Genomic DNA, 18,716 nt, shown 5'->3' with positions numbered 1-18,716 from the left:
AAAATGAATTTTTCATTGCAGTTCGTTTCAAGAATATTGATTCCAGGTTGCGAAATTAACGGAACATCAACTTTTATCCACAAAAATCTGGAATGGTGTTTGAAAGGAAAAGGACAATTTACCTTTAGCCCGACGAACGAACTTAAAGCGACAGGTTAAAAATATTTACCAACGATGAACGTTTACCCGGCAATGAACAACCGCATTACTTACATTCTTTCGTTCCTGCTCTTGTGCGTTTCTGTGCAAGTGGATGCACAGGTAACAGCAATTAATAACGATCCCAACGCAAAGTTCAAACAGGCCCAGGAGTATTTTTTAACTGACCAATACAGTTTGGCCATGCCACTGTTACGTGAGTTAAAGCAAGATGTGCAAAGCTCTACTATTCTAAATGCAGGCATCCAGGTGCAGGAGATTGATTATTATCTTCTCGCTTGCGGCTTACAGCAAAACGATGAAAGGGCAGTGCAACCTAGCCGAGAGTTTATTACTGTGGTGCATAATATGCCACGCACACAGCAATTGAGTTTTCATTTGGCTAACTATTATTTCCGTAAGCAACTGTTTACAGATGCATTGGAGTTTTATGAAAAAGCAGAGATTGCCAGCTTAAATAATGAACAGATAGCTGAATCAAAATTCAGAATGGGGTATAGTTATTTTCATTTGAAGCGTTATGCGCAGGCGAAGCCATTGTTCAACAGCATTCGCCAGATGCCTGATGATAAGTACTACCTCGATGCAAACTATTACTATGGGTTTATTGCGTATAACGATAAACAATACAATGAGGCACTGGGAAGTTTTGAAAAAGTGAAAGATCATCCTGAATATGGAAAGATTGTTCCCTTTTACATTGCTTCTATTTATTATTTCCGTGGAGAGAAAGACAAGGCCATTAAAATTGCAGAAGATGCTGTGAAGCGTCCCAATATATTATATGACCTTGAAATGAAACAATTACTTGGTCATGCTTACTTCGAAAAGAAAGATTATGCACGTGCACTTCCTTTACTTGAAGCGTACGTAAACAAAGCGGAGAAAGTAACCCGCCAGGATTTGTATGAACTCAGCTATAGCTATTATCAAAACAATCAACTGGCAAAAGCCATTGAAGGTTTTAAGCAGTTAAGCGGTAATGAAGATTCTCTCAGCCAGAGTGCTATGTATATGCTGGGCGATGCTTATTTAAAAACGAATCAAAAAGAAAATGCACGAAATGCATTTGCATTTTGTGCTGCAAATAACAGCAATCAGCAGCAACGTGAAGTGTCACTATTCAATTATGCAAAGCTTTCGTATGAATTGGGCTACCAGGGTGTAGCCATCAGCGAATTCAAACGCTTTTTGAATGAATACCCACGCAGCACATATAGTAATGAAGCAAAGGAACTGTTAGTTGGCTTGCTCACAGGAACGAGTAACTATAAAGATGCCATTACCTTAATGGAGTCGTTGGTTGATCCTTCAGAAGCGACAAGGAAATTGTATCCACGTATGTTGTATGGTCGTGCTGCAGAGCTGATCAATGATGGTCAGCTGAATAAAGCGGATGAACTCCTGGATAAAATCTTAAAGGATAAATACAATGCACCTGTTCTTCCGTTAACAAATTACTGGAAGGGGGAAATTGCGTACCGCAATGATCGGTTGGATGATGCCATTCGTTTCTATGATAAATTTTTGCAAAGCGGAAACCCTGGCATGGGCGAAGCAACGGTGAAAGAAGCCAACTACAACATGGGTTATTGCTACCTCCGTAAAGAAAACTTTTTAGTGGCGCAAGGATTTTTTCAAAAAGCACTTGGCCGTGTAGCGCTTAATTCAGCACCAATCGACCAGGATGCACATATCCGTTTAGCCGATTGTTATTTTATGCAGAAGAATTATTCTACTGCATTAAATATGTATCAAAAAGCAATTGACTATTCGTGGCCCAATGCAGATTATGCGCTTTATCAAAAGGCAATGCTTACAGGTATCAACAACAGTAAGGGAAAGATCGACCAGATGGGCACCTTGCAGCGTTTGTATCCACGCAGCAACCTTGTACCCGATGCCAATATGGAAATTGCAAAAACATATATGGCCGATGAAAAATTTCAGGCAGCCATTCCATTCCTTACTAACGTGATTAATGCACCGCAGAATACAGGTTATAAGCAAACGGCATTGTTGCAACTCGCCGTTTGTTACAGCAACCTTAATAGGAACCAGGAAGCATTAGATAGCTATAAAAAATTATTACAGCAATATCCTAACAGTGAGGAAGCAGCTTTTGCATTGGAAAACATCCGTGCTATTTATGTTGAAACCGGAAGGCCACAAGAATACGAAGCTTTCATCCGTTCAACCGGTAGAAATGTTTCAGCCAGCGAAGCGGATTCATTAGCCTATGCAGCTGTTGAAGTGAAATTAGAAAATAACGACTGCACTGGTGCTGTTGAACTGATCAATAGTTACCTCACACGTTTCCCCAATGGTGCAAATGCACTGAATGCATACTATAACCGCAGTGAGTGTTATATGCAGCGCAAAGACTGGAAGAGTGCTTTGCCCGGTTATGAATATGTAGCTAAACAAGGTAACAGCCAGTTTGCAGAAAAGAGTGCGTTGATCGCTGCACGTTCTTATTATTTCGAATTACAGGATTATGCAAAAGCGCAACCATATTATGAAATACTGCGTACGGTTGCCACAACAGATGAAAGCAGGTTGGAAGCATTGCGTGGCTTACTTCGTTGTCATTATCAACTGAAAGAATACAAACAAGCTGCCGATGTTGCAAAAGATCTACTGGTAGCTAAAGGAGCAGGTAATGATGACAAGGCATTATCAAATCTCGTAACAGGACGTAATCATCAACTCAATAATACATACGATCTCGCCATTCAATCGTACCGTGCAGTGGTAAATCTTAACAAAGGAGAGTGGGCGGCAGAAGCGAGATATGAAATTGCTAAATGTCAATTCGATTTAAACAGTCTCACCAATGCAGAGAAAGCTGCATTTGAAGTGATCAATAAAAGTGGATCGTATGATTTCTGGGTAACAAAATCATACATTTTGCTGGGTGATATTTACCTGAAACAAAAAGATTACTTCAATGCAAAAGCAACTTACCAAAGTGTGGTTGACAATGCCACCAATCTTCAGTTGAAACAAGAGGCTCAAACAAAGCTGCAACAGGTGACAGAAGAAGAAAAGCGTAATTCAAAAATTGAAGGATAAGAAGAAAGTACGAGATACGATTGAACAACGAACAAACATGCACATGCGCAGATTAACAATATTCACGTTTATATTTAGCAGCCTTGGTTTTTATGCAGCTGCACAGGATACAACAAAGAAGCAGTCGATTGAAATTGTATCGGCATTTAAACCTGTATTGAAAAATGCAGTGAAACTTAATTTTAATGCCACTCCTCCTGCTCCTGAAACAGGTGCACCTAATCTTGCCTACAATATTCCTGTACAGAATTTATATTTTAACCTGCAGCCGGTTGGGTTGAAGCCAATGTCGTTACAAATTGATTCTGCAGGGCAGGCGCATAACAGCAATTATATTAAAGTTGGATACGGTAATTATAATACACCGCTGGTAGATGCAGGGTTTACGCTTGGGGATGGAAAGAAAACAAATTTCACGTTGTTTGCCAATCATCTTTCACAAAGAGGCAAGCTGAGAGTGCAACGTTTCAGCAACACATCGTTTTCCGCCAATATCAATTCAATCGTAAAGAATGTGGAAGTATATGGCAAGGCAGGTTATCAAAACCAATCTTTCTATTTGTACGGTCCCGATCCGGCATTTATCAATTCGAAAGACGATTCATTAAAGAAGCCTTATCAAACCATCAACATCCGTGCAGGTGTGCGCAATGCGTTTGTTAATCGTTTCGGCATTAGCTATAATCCCGATCTCAATATTAATGTGTTTGGCGATACCCGTTCAACTGAAACAAATGGTGCACTCGATCTGCCGGTTGAAGTAAGGTTTGGCAACAGTTTTGGTTTATTGGTGCGTGGCAATGTTGATCTCACAACTTACACTCCCACAGGTGCGGAAACATATACAAACAATGTTTTCTTTTTAAACGCTGCAGCGATGTTAAAAACATCGAGGTTGTTTATTAAAGGTGGTATTCGTCCAACATGGGATCAGGGTAAATTAAATGTGTTGCCCGATGTATTGGTTGATGTTCATTTACAGGAAAAGAAAATCATTCTTACTGCTGGCTGGACGGGCTATGTGCAAAAGAATACTTACCAGGCATTAGCTTCCAAAAATCCATGGATTAATCAGCCATTATCACAATTCAATACACGCATCACTGAATTTTATGGAGGTTTCAAAGGCACGCTGGTTAATTCATTTAATTACCGTGTGCAAACAGGTTTCCTCGAATATTTGAGTTTACCATTATACAGCAATCATGTGCATCCCGCTTTATTTGAAGTGCTGCGTGAAGGAAAGCTGCAGGCATTGCATACACAAGGCGAAATAGGTTTTGTGTTACAGGATCAGTTTAACGCAAGTGCTAAAATGGATATCTACAATTTCGTTAACCAACAGGATGAGAAACGCCCATGGCATTTTGTTCCCATTGAATTAAGTGCTGCACTTCGCTGGCAACCCAGTAAAAAGATTATGGTGAAAGCGGATCTTCTTTCATGGCAGGGTCCGGTGTACCGTAAAGATATGAGTGGAAGCGCTGAGCGTTTGCGTGGTGTTTTCGATTTGAATGCCGGCATGGAGTTTAAAGTACATCCGCACATTAGTGTTTGGGGACAATTCAACAACATCTTCAACAATACCTATCAACGCTGGAATAATTACCAGGTTGTTGGATTTAATCTACTTGCGGGAATTAGACTTACTTTTGACCAAAAGCAACAATAAGGCATGGTTGATTTGGTAGTACGTTATCTTTCTTTTCAAAAAAAAGTTTCCCTGCAGGGCATCGGTACTTTTTCAGTTGAGCAGTTGCCCGCACGTCTCGATTTTCCCAATCGCCTTTTGTATGCATCTGAATACATTTTGCATTATTCGCCCTCCACAGTGGCTGCACCTGATGAACGTTTTGAGAGTTGGCTGCAACAGGAAATAAAGATAAGCAGGGATGAAGCAAAAGACCTTCAACAAAACCTTACTGCAGACTTTGAACGATCGTTAGCAGATAAAGGGCAAATGACGTTGAAAGGTCTTGGAACTTTTACAAGAGATGAACAGAAACTGCTACAATTTTCCTCGCACTACGAAACAGTTAAGGGAAATCCCGTAACTGCAGAAAAGGTTATACGTAAGAATACTTCGCATTCCGTACTCGTAGGTGAACAGGAAAAAACAAGCGAGGAGATGACAGAAATACTAAGCACCAGTAAAAGGAAAACCCTCAATCTTTGGTGGATGATTGCGCTGGCATTGTTCTTGTCTGCTTTAATTGCTATTTTGTACTTCGCTAATTATTCACCGCAATGGAGCAAGCAGGGCAATAACCAAAAACTAAAAGTGAACGAGGCGCCGCCATTGCATAAAATTCAATAATCCATGACCCAGAAACGAACTGCCCCAATTATGAATCTTGAGAAGATGAGTTATGCTAGTTGCCCGGTCTGCAAAAATGAATCGATCAAACCAATATTAACAGCAAAGGATTATACTGTAAGTGGTGAAACATTTACCATTGCCGAATGTGGTATGTGTGGTTTGCGATATACGTTGAATGCTCCATCAGAAGAAAAGATCGCTCCCTATTATCAATCATCATCTTACATTTCACATAGCAATACAAAAAAAGGACTGATCAATCTCCTTTATCATGGCGCACGTTTTTTTACGATGATGTCGAAAGAAAAACTGGTGAAGAAAGCTGCCAAACGCCAGGTAGGAATGTTGTTGGATATTGGAAGTGGAACAGGAGTTTTTTTACATACCATGGAAAAGGCAGGATGGAACGTTGTGGGTTTGGAGCCTGATCCTGAAGCAAGGAAACAAGCAATCAAGAAATATAATTGTGATGTTTATCCTTCCGACGAATTGTTTCGGTTGCCCGATCAGACATACAGCGTTATCACGATGTGGCATGTGCTTGAACATGTTCACCAGTTAGATGAATATGTTGAGCGTATGAGAGAATTGCTGGCTCCAACTGGCAAACTCATAATTGCTGTACCAAACTATAAAAGTAAAGATGCTGCTATTTACAAAGAATTTTGGGCAAGCTATGATGTACCCCGCCATCTTTATCATTTCTCTCCCAACTCTATGCGTATGCTCATGAAACGCCATGGTATGCGTGTAATCGGTACAAAACGTATGTGGCTCGATAGTATTTACATTTCACTGCTCAGTGAAAAATATAAAGGAGGCTTTTTCTTAAAAGGAATCTGGAATGGTCTTTTGTCGAACATCAATGCCTTCATGAAGAAAGAGCAATGCAGTTCACTTGTTTACATTATTGAACGGGAAGATTAAGTCAATTACTCATCGTCTTCGCCCACGCCTTCCGGCACGTGTAGCAAAACTTTATCGATTCGGTGACCATCCATGTCAATGATTTCGAATGTAAATCCTTTCCAGTCGAACTTATCGCCTGCATTAGGAATACGCTCCAGTTCATGCAAAATGAAACCGGCGAGTGTATCAAACTCCTGTTCACCTTCGTTCATCCATTCAGTTTTTTCGAAGCGTGAAAGGAAGTTGTAGAAAGGGATTTGTGCATCAATAAGGTAACTGCCATCGTCACGTTTAATAATTTCGTAATCGTCCTGGTGCGGCTCGGCAATATCACCCACTATAGCTTCAAGAATATCGTTGAGTGTGATCATTCCTTCAACACTTCCGTATTCGTTAACGATAAAAGCGCTATGAATCTTTCCTTGTTTAAATTTTTCCAGCACCTGGTAAGCCGAGTTATTCTCGGGAATAAAAAGGGCGGGCTTCATCAAATCTTTAAATAAAGTAAAATCATCAGACACATACATGTCTTTAATCGAGACAAAACCCTTTATGTTATCAAGATCCCCATCACAAATTGGATAGATGGAGTGGGGTTGGTTGATGATCTTTTCTTTGATGGAGGATTCGTTATCGTTCAGATCGAACCAGATTATGTCGTTGCGATGCGTCATTAACGAAGTGATGTTTCGGTCGCCCAAATGAAACACACGCTCAATGATCTCCTGTTCTGCTTCTTCAATAGTGCCTTGCTCGGTTCCTTCACTAATAATAGCTTTAATCTCTTCTTCCGTTACATGATTATCCGAAACTGTTTTCACATTGAATAAACGAAAAATGAGGTTGGTGCTTTTGTTTAAAAACCATACAAGCGGATGAACTGCTTTTGCAAAAAACTTCATCGGCTTGGCTACAGCCATTGCGATTTTTTCTGCATTCATCAACCCAATACGTTTTGGAATGAGTTCGCCTAATACGATGGAAAGAATCGTAACGATCACAACGATAATACCTGTTGCAATGCCTTCGGCATATTCACTTAAAAAAGAAATATTCGCAATTACGGGAGCAAGGTCTTTTCCAAATTTTTCACCTGAATACACACCCGTAAGAATTGCAATAAGTGTAATGCCAATTTGGGCCGCCGATAAAAAAACTTCCGGATTTTCTGCAAGTTCCAACGCTGTGCGTGCACTACTGCTGCCTTTTGAAGCAAACATTTCAAGGCGGGAACGGCGTGCCGAAACCAAGGTGATCTCAGCAATTACAAATAAGCTGTTGAGAAAAATGAGAACGAGTAGTATAAATATTTCCATGTCGTGAAAGCACAAAGATACAATCCTTTGATTAAGTGCCCGTTTTGATGAAAATACGCAACAATCAGTTAACCTGAAGGCCTCCAAATTGTTTGTTGAAAATAATGGCTGTTCTGTGACCAATAACTAAACCCAGCAAGCCTCCGCCTAATACATCGAGAGGGAAATGTGCACCTACATATACCTGGGCAAAGCTCACGATTGCTGCCCATGCAAATACAATCCAGATCCATCGGTTGCTGAATTGTTTCATGGTCATAAACAGGAACATAGCTATACCGAAATGATTGGCGGCATGTGATGAAACGAAGCTATAACCATAACTGCAGGGTATGAGCATACGCACCGTTTCTGATGCAACAAGATCAACGCAGGGACGTGGCCGTTCAATTAGTGCTTTAATAACCGAAGAACTGATAAGGTCGGTTAACGCAAAGGTGGCAAGAAAGAACAGCACCCACCACCATACTTTTTTTTGAAAATTGACAAACACAAATACAAATAAGAACAGGTAAACCGGCACCCACAAATACTGGTTACGGATAAAGGGCATCACCGCATCAAACGCATCATTACTCCACCTGTTATTGATGTAGTAGAAAAGGGAACGGTCCAGTTGTAAGACTGACTTAAGCATGGTATTGCCAAACGTACTGAAATTTTTCATTCATCGAATACACAATTAATGATGAAAAAATTCCCTGTGCGCCACTTTTGTAAAAAATAAATAGTAATGCTCAGGGGAAATATAACAAACCGTTTATGGAATAAACCTTTCAGCAAAGGAATTCTTTCTACTTTTGCGCATCGCTTAAGGAAATTATGGGTCATCGCTTTCAATTACCACCAACATCCCGTTGGGTGTTGCGCTTGTTTATCTTCTTCATGCTGCTGTTCAGCATCATGCGTGTATGCACCTTTTATGCGTTCCGTCCCGATGCAGTTTCATTTGCCGATGCTGTTCCTTCCTTTTTAATGGGTATGCGTTTTGATTTACGTTGGGTGTGCATTTTACTTGCACCATTGCTCATTGCTGGTAGTTTTAACCGCTTTTCACCCTTTCAAACGGCCAGAACTAAACGTTTCTGGATAGTATATCTCGTGGTAGTTAGTAGTTTTCTCTTATTTTTCTTTGGTGCCGATTTCGGACACTTCGATTATGTTGAAACAAGACTGAATGCAAGCGCACTCAATTTTATCGAAGACTTTACGATATCGATGAATATGCTGTGGCAATCGTACCCGTTGTTCTGGATATTTCTTGTACTGTCGGTAGTGATCTATGGTTTATATCGATTCTTTCAACGTAGCCATTCAAAAGTGAATACCATTCAGCATCCGTTTAAACCAATGCGTACGGTGTGGATGATGTTACTTTTGATTATTGGTGTGGCAGGCAGCAACCCTGCAAAACCGCTGACATGGAAAGATGCATTTAAGCTGGGTGATAATTTTAAAGCTTACCTGGCATTAAATCCTTTGGAGAATTTTTTTACAACCCTCCGGTTCCGCAAACCTTTTACTGATGATGGAAGTGCAAAGGTTCAGTTTGATGCAATGAAAGAATTGCTGCAGCTTCCCAAAGAATCGGCGATGCTTAATTTTCAACGTAGGGAAGTTTTTGCCGAACCGGCAAAACCAATGAACGTTGTGCTGGTGATTTGTGAATCACTGAGCATGTACAAAACAGGATTGAGTGGAAACCCGTTGAATACAACTCCTTACTTGCAAAAGCTTGCAAATGAAGGCTTGTTGTTTGAAAGATGTTTCTCCCCGCATTTTGGAACAGCGAGGGGCGTGTTTGCCTTATTGAGTGGTGTGCCCGATGTGCAGTTGAGTAAATTTTCAACGAGAAATATTGAAGCCATTGATCAGCATACTATTCTTAACTCATTCAGCAACCATGAGAAGTTCTATTTCATTGGTGGTAACAGTGAATTCAATAACTTTAAAGGATTGTTGGTGAACAATGTGAACGGACTTCATTTGTATGAAGAGGGAATGTATAAAAGCCCCAAGTTTAATGTGTGGGGCATAAGTGATAAAAACTTATTTAAGGAAGCCAACGAAGTGTTATCGCAACAAAAAACTCCTTTTTTCAGCATTATTCAAACAGCCGACAATCACCGTCCGTTTGTTTTACCTGAAGAAGATACAGGGGCTGTTGCAGCAAAACAGGTTGATGAATTGCAGTTGAAAAAATATGGGTTTGATTCGCAGAAAGAAATGGAAGCCTTGCTGTATACCGATTACAGTATTCAGCAATTCATGGAATCGGCGAAGCAACAACCATGGTTCAACAATACGCTGTTTGTGTTTATTGGCGATCATGGTGTGAAAGGGAATGCCACGGCTTTATATCCTGATGCGTGGACCAACGAACGTTTGACCGATGAACATGTGCCGTTGTTATTTTATGCACCGGGTTTCATAAGACCTGAAAAGCGTAAAGAAGTGGTAAGCCAGGTAGATGTGTTGCCGACAATTGCCGGTTTATTGAATCAACCTTACACTAATAGCACTATTGGTCGTGATCTGTTGCGTAAACCTGCAGGGAAAGATTTTGCTTTTATTATTCATCACGATGAGGCAAAGATCGGCTTGGTAAATAACGAGTTCTACTATATTCTCAATATGAATTTGCAAAAGGACACGCTTGTTCCTTTGCATTTTAATGCGCCATTGCTATCACAAGAAAAGTACGAGCATACCAAAAAACAAATGGCGGTGGAAACCATTGCGCTTTACGAATCATCACGCTGGATGTTGTTGAATAACAAGAAGGCGAGTGTGAAGCCCTAACTGTTACTTCATCTTCTTCGCAATAATGATCAGCCTTGGTGAATTAGTTACATGGTAAGGCTCAAAATGATAGTCGCCGAAAACTTCCTGCACCTGCAGATCATAAAACGAAAACATATCGTTGAAATCACCTAAAGAAAATTTGGCTACTTTTTCCGTAAACTCAAGCGGCTCTTCCAGGTTGGCTTCATCTTCCACGATGATCTTTTTATAAAAATGCGTTTCATCAAGCCAGCGGGTGATGTTAAAAGTTACATCATCTTTCTGAATTTCACTTTTATACTGCAAATGGTTTTCAACATAATGCGCATTCAGGTAATCGATCACAAATGTGCCGCCGGGTTTTAATGATTGTGCAATAGTGCGAATGGCATTATCATGTTCACGGCGTGTGCGAAAGAAACCAAAGCTGGTAAAGAAATTAAATGCATAATTGTAATAGTTCATCCGAAAGGGCAAACGCATATCATGTACAAAAAATTCCAGCTTTTCATTTTCGAACTGCTTTGCTTCGATAATGCTATCCTCACTAATATCAATACCTGTTACCGTGTAACCTTTTGATGCAAGATGAATACTGTGCCGTCCACGACCGCATGCAACATCTAACATCATTGCATCAACTGTAGGATGAAGTTTTAATAAAAGCCGATCGATAAAGGCAGCGGCTTCTTGTTCGTCACGTTGAAAATATAATTGATGATAGTAGGGGGAATTAAACCAGTTACGATACCATGTTGTTTGATTGTTCAATAGTGTTTCCATTGTTCTTATCTCTCTCTTAAAGTTACTATTTCTTGTTCGTCCAGATATTGTTTAATTCTTCGGGTGTAAGTACACCTTTGTGACGCCACACTTCTTCACCCTTTTTTAAAAGAATAAAGGTTGGTAAACCCTCCGCATTTAATTCTTTCATGAGGTTAGTATGAATACCACCGTCAATTTTTAAAAATGCGATTTCTTTATGCTGTGCCAGGAAATCATTTACAACCGGCTCCATTTTGCGACAGGGTGGGCACCATTCGGCGCCAAAATCAACCAGCACATATTCTTTACCCGCAATTTGTTGTTGATAATCGGCAAAGCTCATTTGTTTTACATCGGGCATGCCTTCAACCGGCTTGCCATTTCTTTTCCAGCCGGCGAAACCCGATTGTAACTCCATTACCTCGAACCCTTTTGCTCTTAACCATTGAGCGGCTGCACTGCTGCGTGGGCCACTGAGACAATAAACATAAACTGGTTTCTGTTTATCGAGTGAGGTGGTTCGATCAGCAAATACCTTTTCATCGTTCCAGTTTGCCTGTAGAGCATTTTTTATATGACCATTACGGTATTCGCTCGCCGTACGCACATCAAGCAACTGTACAGCACCTTGATGCAGATCTTTTTCAAATTGGTCGGCTGATAATTCCTTACCTGTTTGTGCACCGCTGCTGCAACTCACCAACAGAAACAATAAAGCGATAATACCTAAACGCATCTCTTTTTTTTGCAAAGCTACGGTCAAATATGCGTTTATCCGTTTCAAAAGCATGATACAAAAACTAAAGGCCAAATCTTTACCTTTGCCGCCGTCAATGATAAAAACGATAGTTGAATTTATTCATTTAGTGATCGACTGGTTTTACAAGCCATTCAAAAAGATCATGCCTATTCAAACCTTTCGTTACGCAGCATGTGGTGGCGGAAATACGGTACTTGATATCCTGTTGTTTTATATCAGCTACAATTTTATTCTTAATAAGGAAATGGTGCATACGCCATTTATGACGGTGAGCCCGCATATTGCTGCATTCTTAATGTCGTTTATTGTTACGTTCCCTGTTGGTTTTTTCCTGAGCAGATACGTGGTGTTTGAAGGAAGTGCGGTGCGTAAACGTGAACAGTTGCCCAAATACATGATCGTGGTGGCAGGCGCTATTGTGTTGAATTATTTTTTCCTGAAAATATTTATTGAAACTTTTCACATGTATGCTACGCTGGCGAAGATCTGCACAACGTTTTTTGTAGTGGCATTCAGTTATTTTTCGCAGAAGTATTTTACGTTTAGGCCCCCATCCGACTTCCCACAGTAGGGGAAGCCATCTCGTCACAGCCCTCGCTTATCATCCAATCAAATTAAATGTTGTATTTTTTTGATGGAAGACATTCATAAAGCTGATGAGGAAGATAATATGTTTGTTTATTTACTGAAGCTCCGCCTTCTCTCTACCGGAGAGAAGGAAGGGATGAGAAGCTGTAGTTTTAAATACTCGTAAGAATATAATACAGCATAAAAAAGCAGATCACTAATTTCAGGAAACTGCCCGCAAGAAAGCCAACAAAAGAACCCAGCGCTGCTTTAAATGCAACATTTGAATTTTGCTGAGCGATCATTTCACCAACAAATGCTCCCACAAACGGACCGATGATAATTCCCCATGGTCCCATCCAGAACGCAGCAAGGAAACCAAGTGTACAACCCCAAATGCCATACTTTGTTCCTCCGAATTTTTTAGTGCCCCAGATAGGAATAACATAGTCGAGTATAAGCGATACCACAACTATGGCCGCCCAGATCAAAAGGAAATTCGTTGAAAAAGGCTTATCATCACGAAGTTGTTGCAACAGCAGGCCAACATAAGCAATAGGCGGACCGGGAATAAGCGGAAGAACACTCCCGGCAATTGCTACAAGTGCAAGAATAACTCCGATGATGATCCATAACCATTCCATGAACTAAAGATAAAATCATCTCAGGGATTGTTATGGAAGTTAATTTGAAGGCAGATGAATCACTCCAAATCAGTTAGATGACTTGCTGCATTGCAGTAAAAGTGTGCGACGCAAGGAACGATGCCATTTGCAAAACAGCTCACCCAATCATCTGTTTTAAACCCTTATTTTTGTTCTAACGATTAAGCTAAAATAACTGTATGAGTATAGATAGAAGAATATCAACGCTGGACGAATTTACTATTCAACAGCTACGCAACTTTCCACAGGCAACGGGTGAATTGAGTAGCCTGCTTCGTGATCTTGGTCTTGCTGCAAAACGTGTGAACGTGGAAGTAAATAAAGCAGGACTTGTAGATATTTTGGGTGATCATGGAAGCGTGAATGTGCAGGGTGAAGATGTAAAGAAGCTCGACATTTTTGCAAACAACCAGTTTATGAAAGTGCTGCAGCATGGTATTAGTTGTGCAGGTATTGGTAGTGAAGAGCTGGATGATATTGTGGTGTTTGATGATGAGATCAGCAATAATGCAAAATATGTGGTGATGTTCGATCCGTTGGATGGCAGTGGCAATATTGATGTGAACATTTCTATTGGTACTATTTTCAGTGTGTATCGTCGTGTGAGTGAAAGAGGGAAGCCTTGTACCAAAGAAGATTTTCTGCAAAAAGGACGTAACCAGGTAGCGGCGGGCTATATGGTTTATGGCAGCAGTACAATGATGGTGTATGCAACCAGGAGAGGCGTAAATGGATTTACATTAGATCCTTCAATCGGTGAATTTTGTTTGAGTCATGCGGATATTAAATGCCCACCAACAGGAAATATTTATTCGGTAAATCACGGTAACTTTTTCCGCTATGAAAAAGGAGTGCAGGAATACATCAATGCCTGTCAGAAAAAAGATAAATCAAATGGCGGTCCATATACGCAACGTTATATCGGTAGCATGGTAGCAGACGTGCATCGCAGTTTGATCAAAGGCGGCATCTTTATGTATCCCGGAACAATTGATCGTCCGGCGGGCAAGTTGAGATTGGCCTATGAATGCAATCCGTTTGCATTTATAATGGAAGTGGCGGGTGGCAGAGCAACAGACGGAAAAATTCCAATACTTGATGTGCAGCCAACAGAGCTACACCAACGTGTACCAATGTTTATTGGAAGTAAGAATATGATGGATGAATTAGAAACTTATTACAAATAATTGATGTAATTAGTCTTTACATCATGCACAAAAAGTACGCATACTAAAATAAGATGCAGAAAAAAATTATTGTGGTTAAGGATTTAGTGAAAAACTACGGCAGTTTCAAAGCAGTAAAAGGCATCAGCTTTGATGTGTACGAAGGAGAAATATTTGGTTTGCTTGGACCCAACGGTGCAGGTAAATCAACCACGCTTGAGATCATTGAAACATTGCGTGAAAAAACAAGCGGTACTGTTCGTGTAAATGGTTTTGATCTTGATATGCAGGCCAACGATATTAAACAAATCATTGGTGTACAATTACAAACATCAGGTTACTATCCAGGGCTTACATTAGTTGAATTGATACAGCTTTTCAGTGGTTTGTATAATCGTACTCTTGATGCTATGGCATTGTTGAAAACAGTAAATCTTGAAGAAAAAGCAAAGGCGAAATTTAAAGAGTTGAGCGGTGGCCAAAAACAACGGTTTTCTGTTGCTACCACACTTATTAATGAACCAAAGATTGTTTTTCTTGATGAACCAACAACTGGTCTTGACCCACAGGCCAGGCGTAATCTTTGGGATCTTGTGCGCAATATCCAGTCAAGAGGCACAACGGTGATCATTACCACACATTACATGGACGAAGCTGAATATCTTTGCGACCGTGTTGCCATCATCGACAGTGGTAATATCGTTGCAATGGAATCGCCTTCCAAACTTATTGATCATTTGATCGAAACAGGTTTTGAACGACCAAAGCAAATGAAGGCAGCCAATTTAGAAGATGTATTTATTTCTTTAACCGGTCATGCTTTGCGTGACGAATAAATTCTTAATCACTTAATCACATGCGTATTCTTTCTCTAACAGTTTTATCATTATGCTTTGCAATTGCAGCTGCAGCACAAGGCACTAAACCACCTGTTAAAAAAACAACCACTACCACAAAACCAACAACAAAGCCAGCGGTTAAACCTGCAGCAGCAAAACCTTTATTGCGTAACGGGCTCGATAGCTTAAGCTACGCCATTGGTTTAAACATTGGCGGCAATATGCAGGCGCAAGGTATCGAGAACATGAGTTATGTGGCATTGAACAAAGGCATAGCTGATGCGCTGAAAAATAATCCAAACCCATTAATGGACGCAAATACTGCAAATATGACTATACAACAAAAATTACAGGAGTACATGGCGAAGAAGAACTCTGCTGCAAAAGAAGAAGGAAAAAAATTCCTTGCTGAAAATAAAAAGCAGCCGGGCGTTGTTGAGTTACCAAGTGGTGTTCAATACAAAATCATCAGGCAGGGCACAGGTGCAAAGCCATTATTGGAAGATACGATCGTTGCACACTACAAAGGAACTTTGCTTGATGGCAATGTATTTGACGAATCGTATGGCCGTGGTGAACCAATTGTTTATCCATTGAATCAATTAGTTGATGGCTGGAAACAAGTGTTGGTATTAATGCCCGTTGGCAGCAAGTGGCAATTGTTTATTCCAAGTGATTACGGGTATGGTGAGCGTGGAAGCGGAATGATCCCCGGAGGTGCAACACTTATTTTTGATATGGAATTGCTGGAAGTAAGACCAGTGAAAAAATAATAAAGAAGCTGTTAGCTACTAGCCATAAGCTGCTAGTGGCTAACAGCTAACTACTAAAAGCTTTTCAAATGGATCGACGTTATCCCATTGGTGAATACCAGCCAGCTCCTTTCAGTGAAGCATTGAAAGAAGAACGATTGGCAGATATTAAATTTTTACCGGGCTTGCTTGAACAGGCCATCGAAAATTTAGATGAAGCACAGTTGGCTACTCCTTATCGTGACGGTGGGTGGACTTTAAGACAAGTAGTGCATCATGTAAGCGATAGTCACCTGAATGCATTGAGCCGTTTGAAGTTTACACTTACGGAAGATAATCCAACTGTAATGGGTTATGATGAAACGAAATGGGCAGAAACTGCGGAATACAATTTATTACCGGTGAATGTTTCGCTTACAATGCTTCATACCATTCACGCAAAGTTGTATGCATTATTTTCCACGCTTACAGACGAGCAGTGGAAAAGAACCTATATACACTCTCAATCAAAAAAACAATTTGATCTTTGGTATTTGCTGGGCATGTATTCATGGCATGGCAAACATCATGCAGCACATATTACTTCGTTAAGGGAAAGAAAAGGATGGTAAGAATAGTTCATGGTTCATAGCTGATGGTTCATGGCTTTAAGCATGTTTCACTATGAACAATGAACTATTAACAATGAACAAATCATGAACTGGAAAACGATCTCTTCAAAATATTTATTCAAACGAGATTGGCTTACGCTGCGTGAAGATGTGTGCGAACGACCTGATGGAAAGATCATTGATCCTTACTATGTGTATGAATTTCCTGAATGGGTGGCTGCTTTGGCACTTACAAAAGATGGAAAAGTGATCATGGTGCGGCAATACCGTCATGCATTGGGCGAAACGATCATGGAATTGCCTGGCGGTTGTGTTGATGCTTCTGATGCTTCATATGAAGATGCGATTGCAAGAGAGTTGCTGGAAGAGACTGGTTACCGTTTTGATAAAATTGAATATCTCTGTAAAACATCAGCCAATCCATCTACAAATAATAATTTACTCAGGGCTTATCTTGCCACCGGTGGAGAAAAAGTTACGGAGCAAAAATTAGATGATGGCGAGGATATTGAAGTGCATCTGTTGAGTATAGATGAGGTAAAACAGCTTATTCGTGAAAACAAGCTGATGCAAAGCATGCACACCACAGCATTGTTGTTTGGATTTGAAAAGTTAGGTGAACTGAAATACTGATGCCACTTCAGACGAAATTATTTTTACCGCAGAGAAAAGAGAAAGCAGAGTTTGCGTAGAGAGATTTGTCAATTGTCTATTGCTCATTGCTTATTGCAAGAACATCAACTTCCCCAACAAGAAACACACTTCCGCAAACTAAGATCAAGTCATCTTTTGCTGCATGCTGCAAAGCCTTACTGATAGCAGCGTTTACGTTTTCATATGCTTCTCCTTTAAGATCAAATGCAGCAGCTTTTAATTTAAGATCGGGTTCTGGTAAAGCTCTTGGTATATGTGCTTTTGTGAAATAATATTGTGCATCAGTTGGTAACAAGCTTAATACCTTTTCAACTTCTTTATCTTTTACCATACCGATAATGATGTGCAGTTTGTTGTAGCTGCTTTCATTAAGTTGAGCCACAATGTGTTTTATACCATCCTCATTGTGGCCAACATCCATTACTAGTGTCGGATTTTCATGAACAATTTCCCAACGACCATGCAAGCCATTGATTTGTTTGCTTGTTCTTAAAGCGGTTTGTATATGTTCTTCTGAAATGTTCCAGCCTTGTTGCTGCAGTTGCCGCACAGATGAAAGTACAGTAAGTATATTTTTTGTTTGATAAACTCCGGGAAGATCTAGCGTATAATGAAATTTGTTTTTTGTATTCTGCTCTTCCACATCAACTTCCAATTTATGAGCTATTGTTTTTTTATCATTTACTTTAAATTCATCATAAGCAAAATGCAGGGGCGCTTGCATGTCCTTTGCTTTTTGTACAAACACGGGTTTTGTTTCAGGCACTGTCTCTCCAACTACCACCGGAATTTGCTGTTTAATGATACCTGCTTTTTCTCCGGCAATTTTTTCAAGTGAATCGCCCAGTAGGTTCATGTGATCCCAGCCAATATTTGTGATCACCGATAATTCAGGTGTAATAATATTGGTACTATCTAAACGTCCTCCCAATCCCACTTCAATAACGGCAATGTCAATATTTTCATCAGCAAAATATTCAAATGCCATTGCAACGGTGATCTCAAAAAAAGATGGCTCTATTTCATCGATCAATGATTGTACCCGTTTAGTGAAATCAATTACGTATTGTTCGGCGATCATTTCACCGTTCACTTTAATACGTTCTCTGAAATCATGGAGGTGAGGAGAGGTATATAAACCTGTTTTATAACCGGCTGTTTGCAAAATAGCCGCCAGCATATGACTTGCCGAACCTTTTCCATTGGTACCGGCAATATGAATGCTTTTAAATTTTTTTTGCGGATTATCTAATGCATCGCACAAGGCAATCGTATTATGCAGATCCTTTTTTATGGCAGCAGCTCCTATGCGACTAAACATCGGCAGCCGGGTAAAGAGATAATCAATTGTCTCCAGGTATGTCATGCAGCAAA

17 protein-coding genes are annotated in these 18,716 nt (G+C 40.2%); 11 read left to right on the top strand and 6 right to left on the bottom strand.

Annotation, left to right across the window (positions count from 1 at the left end):
• The first annotated feature begins 174 nt into the window (after nt 1-174).
• Genes ACO1QW_RS04110 through ACO1QW_RS04095 form a run of 4 tightly spaced genes read left to right on the top strand, consistent with a single transcriptional unit; the run spans nt 175 to nt 6,481 of the window.
• A complete protein-coding gene (locus ACO1QW_RS04110; RefSeq protein ID WP_486255953.1) occupies nt 175-3,234 on the top strand; it encodes a tetratricopeptide repeat protein in 3,060 nt (1,019 codons plus the stop codon).
• Between the two features lie 43 nt (nt 3,235-3,277).
• Nucleotides 3,278-4,906, top strand: coding sequence for a hypothetical protein (locus tag ACO1QW_RS04105; protein WP_486255951.1), 1,629 nt, complete (start codon nt 3,278-3,280; stop codon nt 4,904-4,906).
• A 3-nt stretch (nt 4,907-4,909) separates the two neighbouring features.
• Nucleotides 4,910-5,551 carry a hypothetical protein gene (locus ACO1QW_RS04100; RefSeq protein WP_486255949.1) on the top strand — a complete coding sequence of 214 codons (642 nt, stop codon included), beginning with the start codon at nt 4,910-4,912 and terminating at the stop codon, nt 5,549-5,551.
• 3 nt (nt 5,552-5,554) lie between these two features.
• A complete protein-coding gene (locus ACO1QW_RS04095; RefSeq protein ID WP_486255947.1) occupies nt 5,555-6,481 on the top strand; it encodes a class I SAM-dependent methyltransferase in 927 nt (308 codons plus the stop codon).
• 5 nt (nt 6,482-6,486) lie between these two features.
• Here ACO1QW_RS04095 and ACO1QW_RS04090 read toward each other — a convergent pair whose 3' ends face one another.
• The gene (locus tag ACO1QW_RS04090) at nt 6,487-7,779 is read right to left on the bottom strand and encodes a hemolysin family protein (RefSeq protein ID WP_486255945.1); all 1,293 of its coding nucleotides are present in this window, start codon (nt 7,777-7,779) and stop codon (nt 6,487-6,489) included.
• A gap of 64 nt (nt 7,780-7,843) precedes the next feature.
• A complete protein-coding gene (locus ACO1QW_RS04085; RefSeq protein ID WP_486255943.1) occupies nt 7,844-8,446 on the bottom strand; it encodes a phosphatase PAP2 family protein in 603 nt (200 codons plus the stop codon).
• A gap of 155 nt (nt 8,447-8,601) precedes the next feature.
• On the opposite strand from ACO1QW_RS04085, the gene ACO1QW_RS04080 reads away from it, so the two are divergent.
• Nucleotides 8,602-10,581: an LTA synthase family protein gene (locus tag ACO1QW_RS04080; RefSeq protein WP_486255941.1), complete on the top strand. Its 1,980-nt coding sequence runs from the start codon at nt 8,602-8,604 to the stop codon at nt 10,579-10,581.
• A gap of 3 nt (nt 10,582-10,584) precedes the next feature.
• Here the strand turns inward: ACO1QW_RS04080 and ACO1QW_RS04075 are convergent, their stop codons facing one another.
• A complete protein-coding gene (locus tag ACO1QW_RS04075) occupies nt 10,585-11,346 on the bottom strand; it encodes a class I SAM-dependent methyltransferase (protein ID WP_486255939.1) in 762 nt (253 codons plus the stop codon).
• Nucleotides 11,347-11,371: 25 nt separating this feature from the next.
• Nucleotides 11,372-12,064: a rhodanese-like domain-containing protein gene (locus ACO1QW_RS04070; RefSeq protein ID WP_486255937.1), complete on the bottom strand. Its 693-nt coding sequence runs from the start codon at nt 12,062-12,064 to the stop codon at nt 11,372-11,374.
• A gap of 97 nt (nt 12,065-12,161) precedes the next feature.
• Between ACO1QW_RS04070 and ACO1QW_RS04065 the strand changes: the two genes are divergently transcribed.
• Nucleotides 12,162-12,659, top strand: a complete 498-nt coding sequence (locus tag ACO1QW_RS04065; RefSeq protein WP_486255936.1) for a GtrA family protein — start codon at nt 12,162-12,164, stop codon at nt 12,657-12,659.
• Between the two features lie 169 nt (nt 12,660-12,828).
• Here ACO1QW_RS04065 and ACO1QW_RS04060 read toward each other — a convergent pair whose 3' ends face one another.
• Nucleotides 12,829-13,299, bottom strand: a complete 471-nt coding sequence (locus ACO1QW_RS04060) for a DUF456 domain-containing protein (RefSeq protein ID WP_486255935.1) — start codon at nt 13,297-13,299, stop codon at nt 12,829-12,831.
• A 200-nt stretch (nt 13,300-13,499) separates the two neighbouring features.
• On the opposite strand from ACO1QW_RS04060, the gene fbp reads away from it, so the two are divergent.
• The 5 genes from fbp (at nt 13,500) to ACO1QW_RS04035 (ending at nt 17,321) form a co-directional block, all read left to right on the top strand.
• Nucleotides 13,500-14,507, top strand: coding sequence for a class 1 fructose-bisphosphatase (gene fbp, locus ACO1QW_RS04055; protein ID WP_486255933.1), 1,008 nt, complete (start codon nt 13,500-13,502; stop codon nt 14,505-14,507).
• A gap of 53 nt (nt 14,508-14,560) precedes the next feature.
• A complete protein-coding gene (locus tag ACO1QW_RS04050; RefSeq protein ID WP_486255931.1) occupies nt 14,561-15,322 on the top strand; it encodes an ABC transporter ATP-binding protein in 762 nt (253 codons plus the stop codon).
• Nucleotides 15,323-15,342: 20 nt separating this feature from the next.
• Nucleotides 15,343-16,098 carry a BamJ family beta-barrel-assembly machinery protein gene (gene bamJ / locus ACO1QW_RS04045; protein WP_486255929.1) on the top strand — a complete coding sequence of 252 codons (756 nt, stop codon included), beginning with the start codon at nt 15,343-15,345 and terminating at the stop codon, nt 16,096-16,098.
• A gap of 68 nt (nt 16,099-16,166) precedes the next feature.
• Nucleotides 16,167-16,688 carry a YfiT family bacillithiol transferase gene (locus tag ACO1QW_RS04040; protein ID WP_486255928.1) on the top strand — a complete coding sequence of 174 codons (522 nt, stop codon included), beginning with the start codon at nt 16,167-16,169 and terminating at the stop codon, nt 16,686-16,688.
• 84 nt (nt 16,689-16,772) lie between these two features.
• Entirely contained in the window at nt 16,773-17,321 is a 549-nt protein-coding gene (locus ACO1QW_RS04035; RefSeq protein ID WP_486255926.1) for an NUDIX hydrolase, read from the top strand.
• A 76-nt stretch (nt 17,322-17,397) separates the two neighbouring features.
• On the opposite strand, the gene ACO1QW_RS04030 is transcribed toward ACO1QW_RS04035, so the two are convergent.
• Nucleotides 17,398-18,708, bottom strand: coding sequence for a bifunctional folylpolyglutamate synthase/dihydrofolate synthase (locus ACO1QW_RS04030; RefSeq protein WP_486255924.1), 1,311 nt, complete (start codon nt 18,706-18,708; stop codon nt 17,398-17,400).
• Nucleotides 18,709-18,716: the final 8 nt, after the last annotated feature.

The sequence above is a fragment of the Lacibacter sp. genome (genome assembly GCF_057361365.1).
This window is presented reverse-complemented; position numbering and strand designations above follow the sequence as displayed.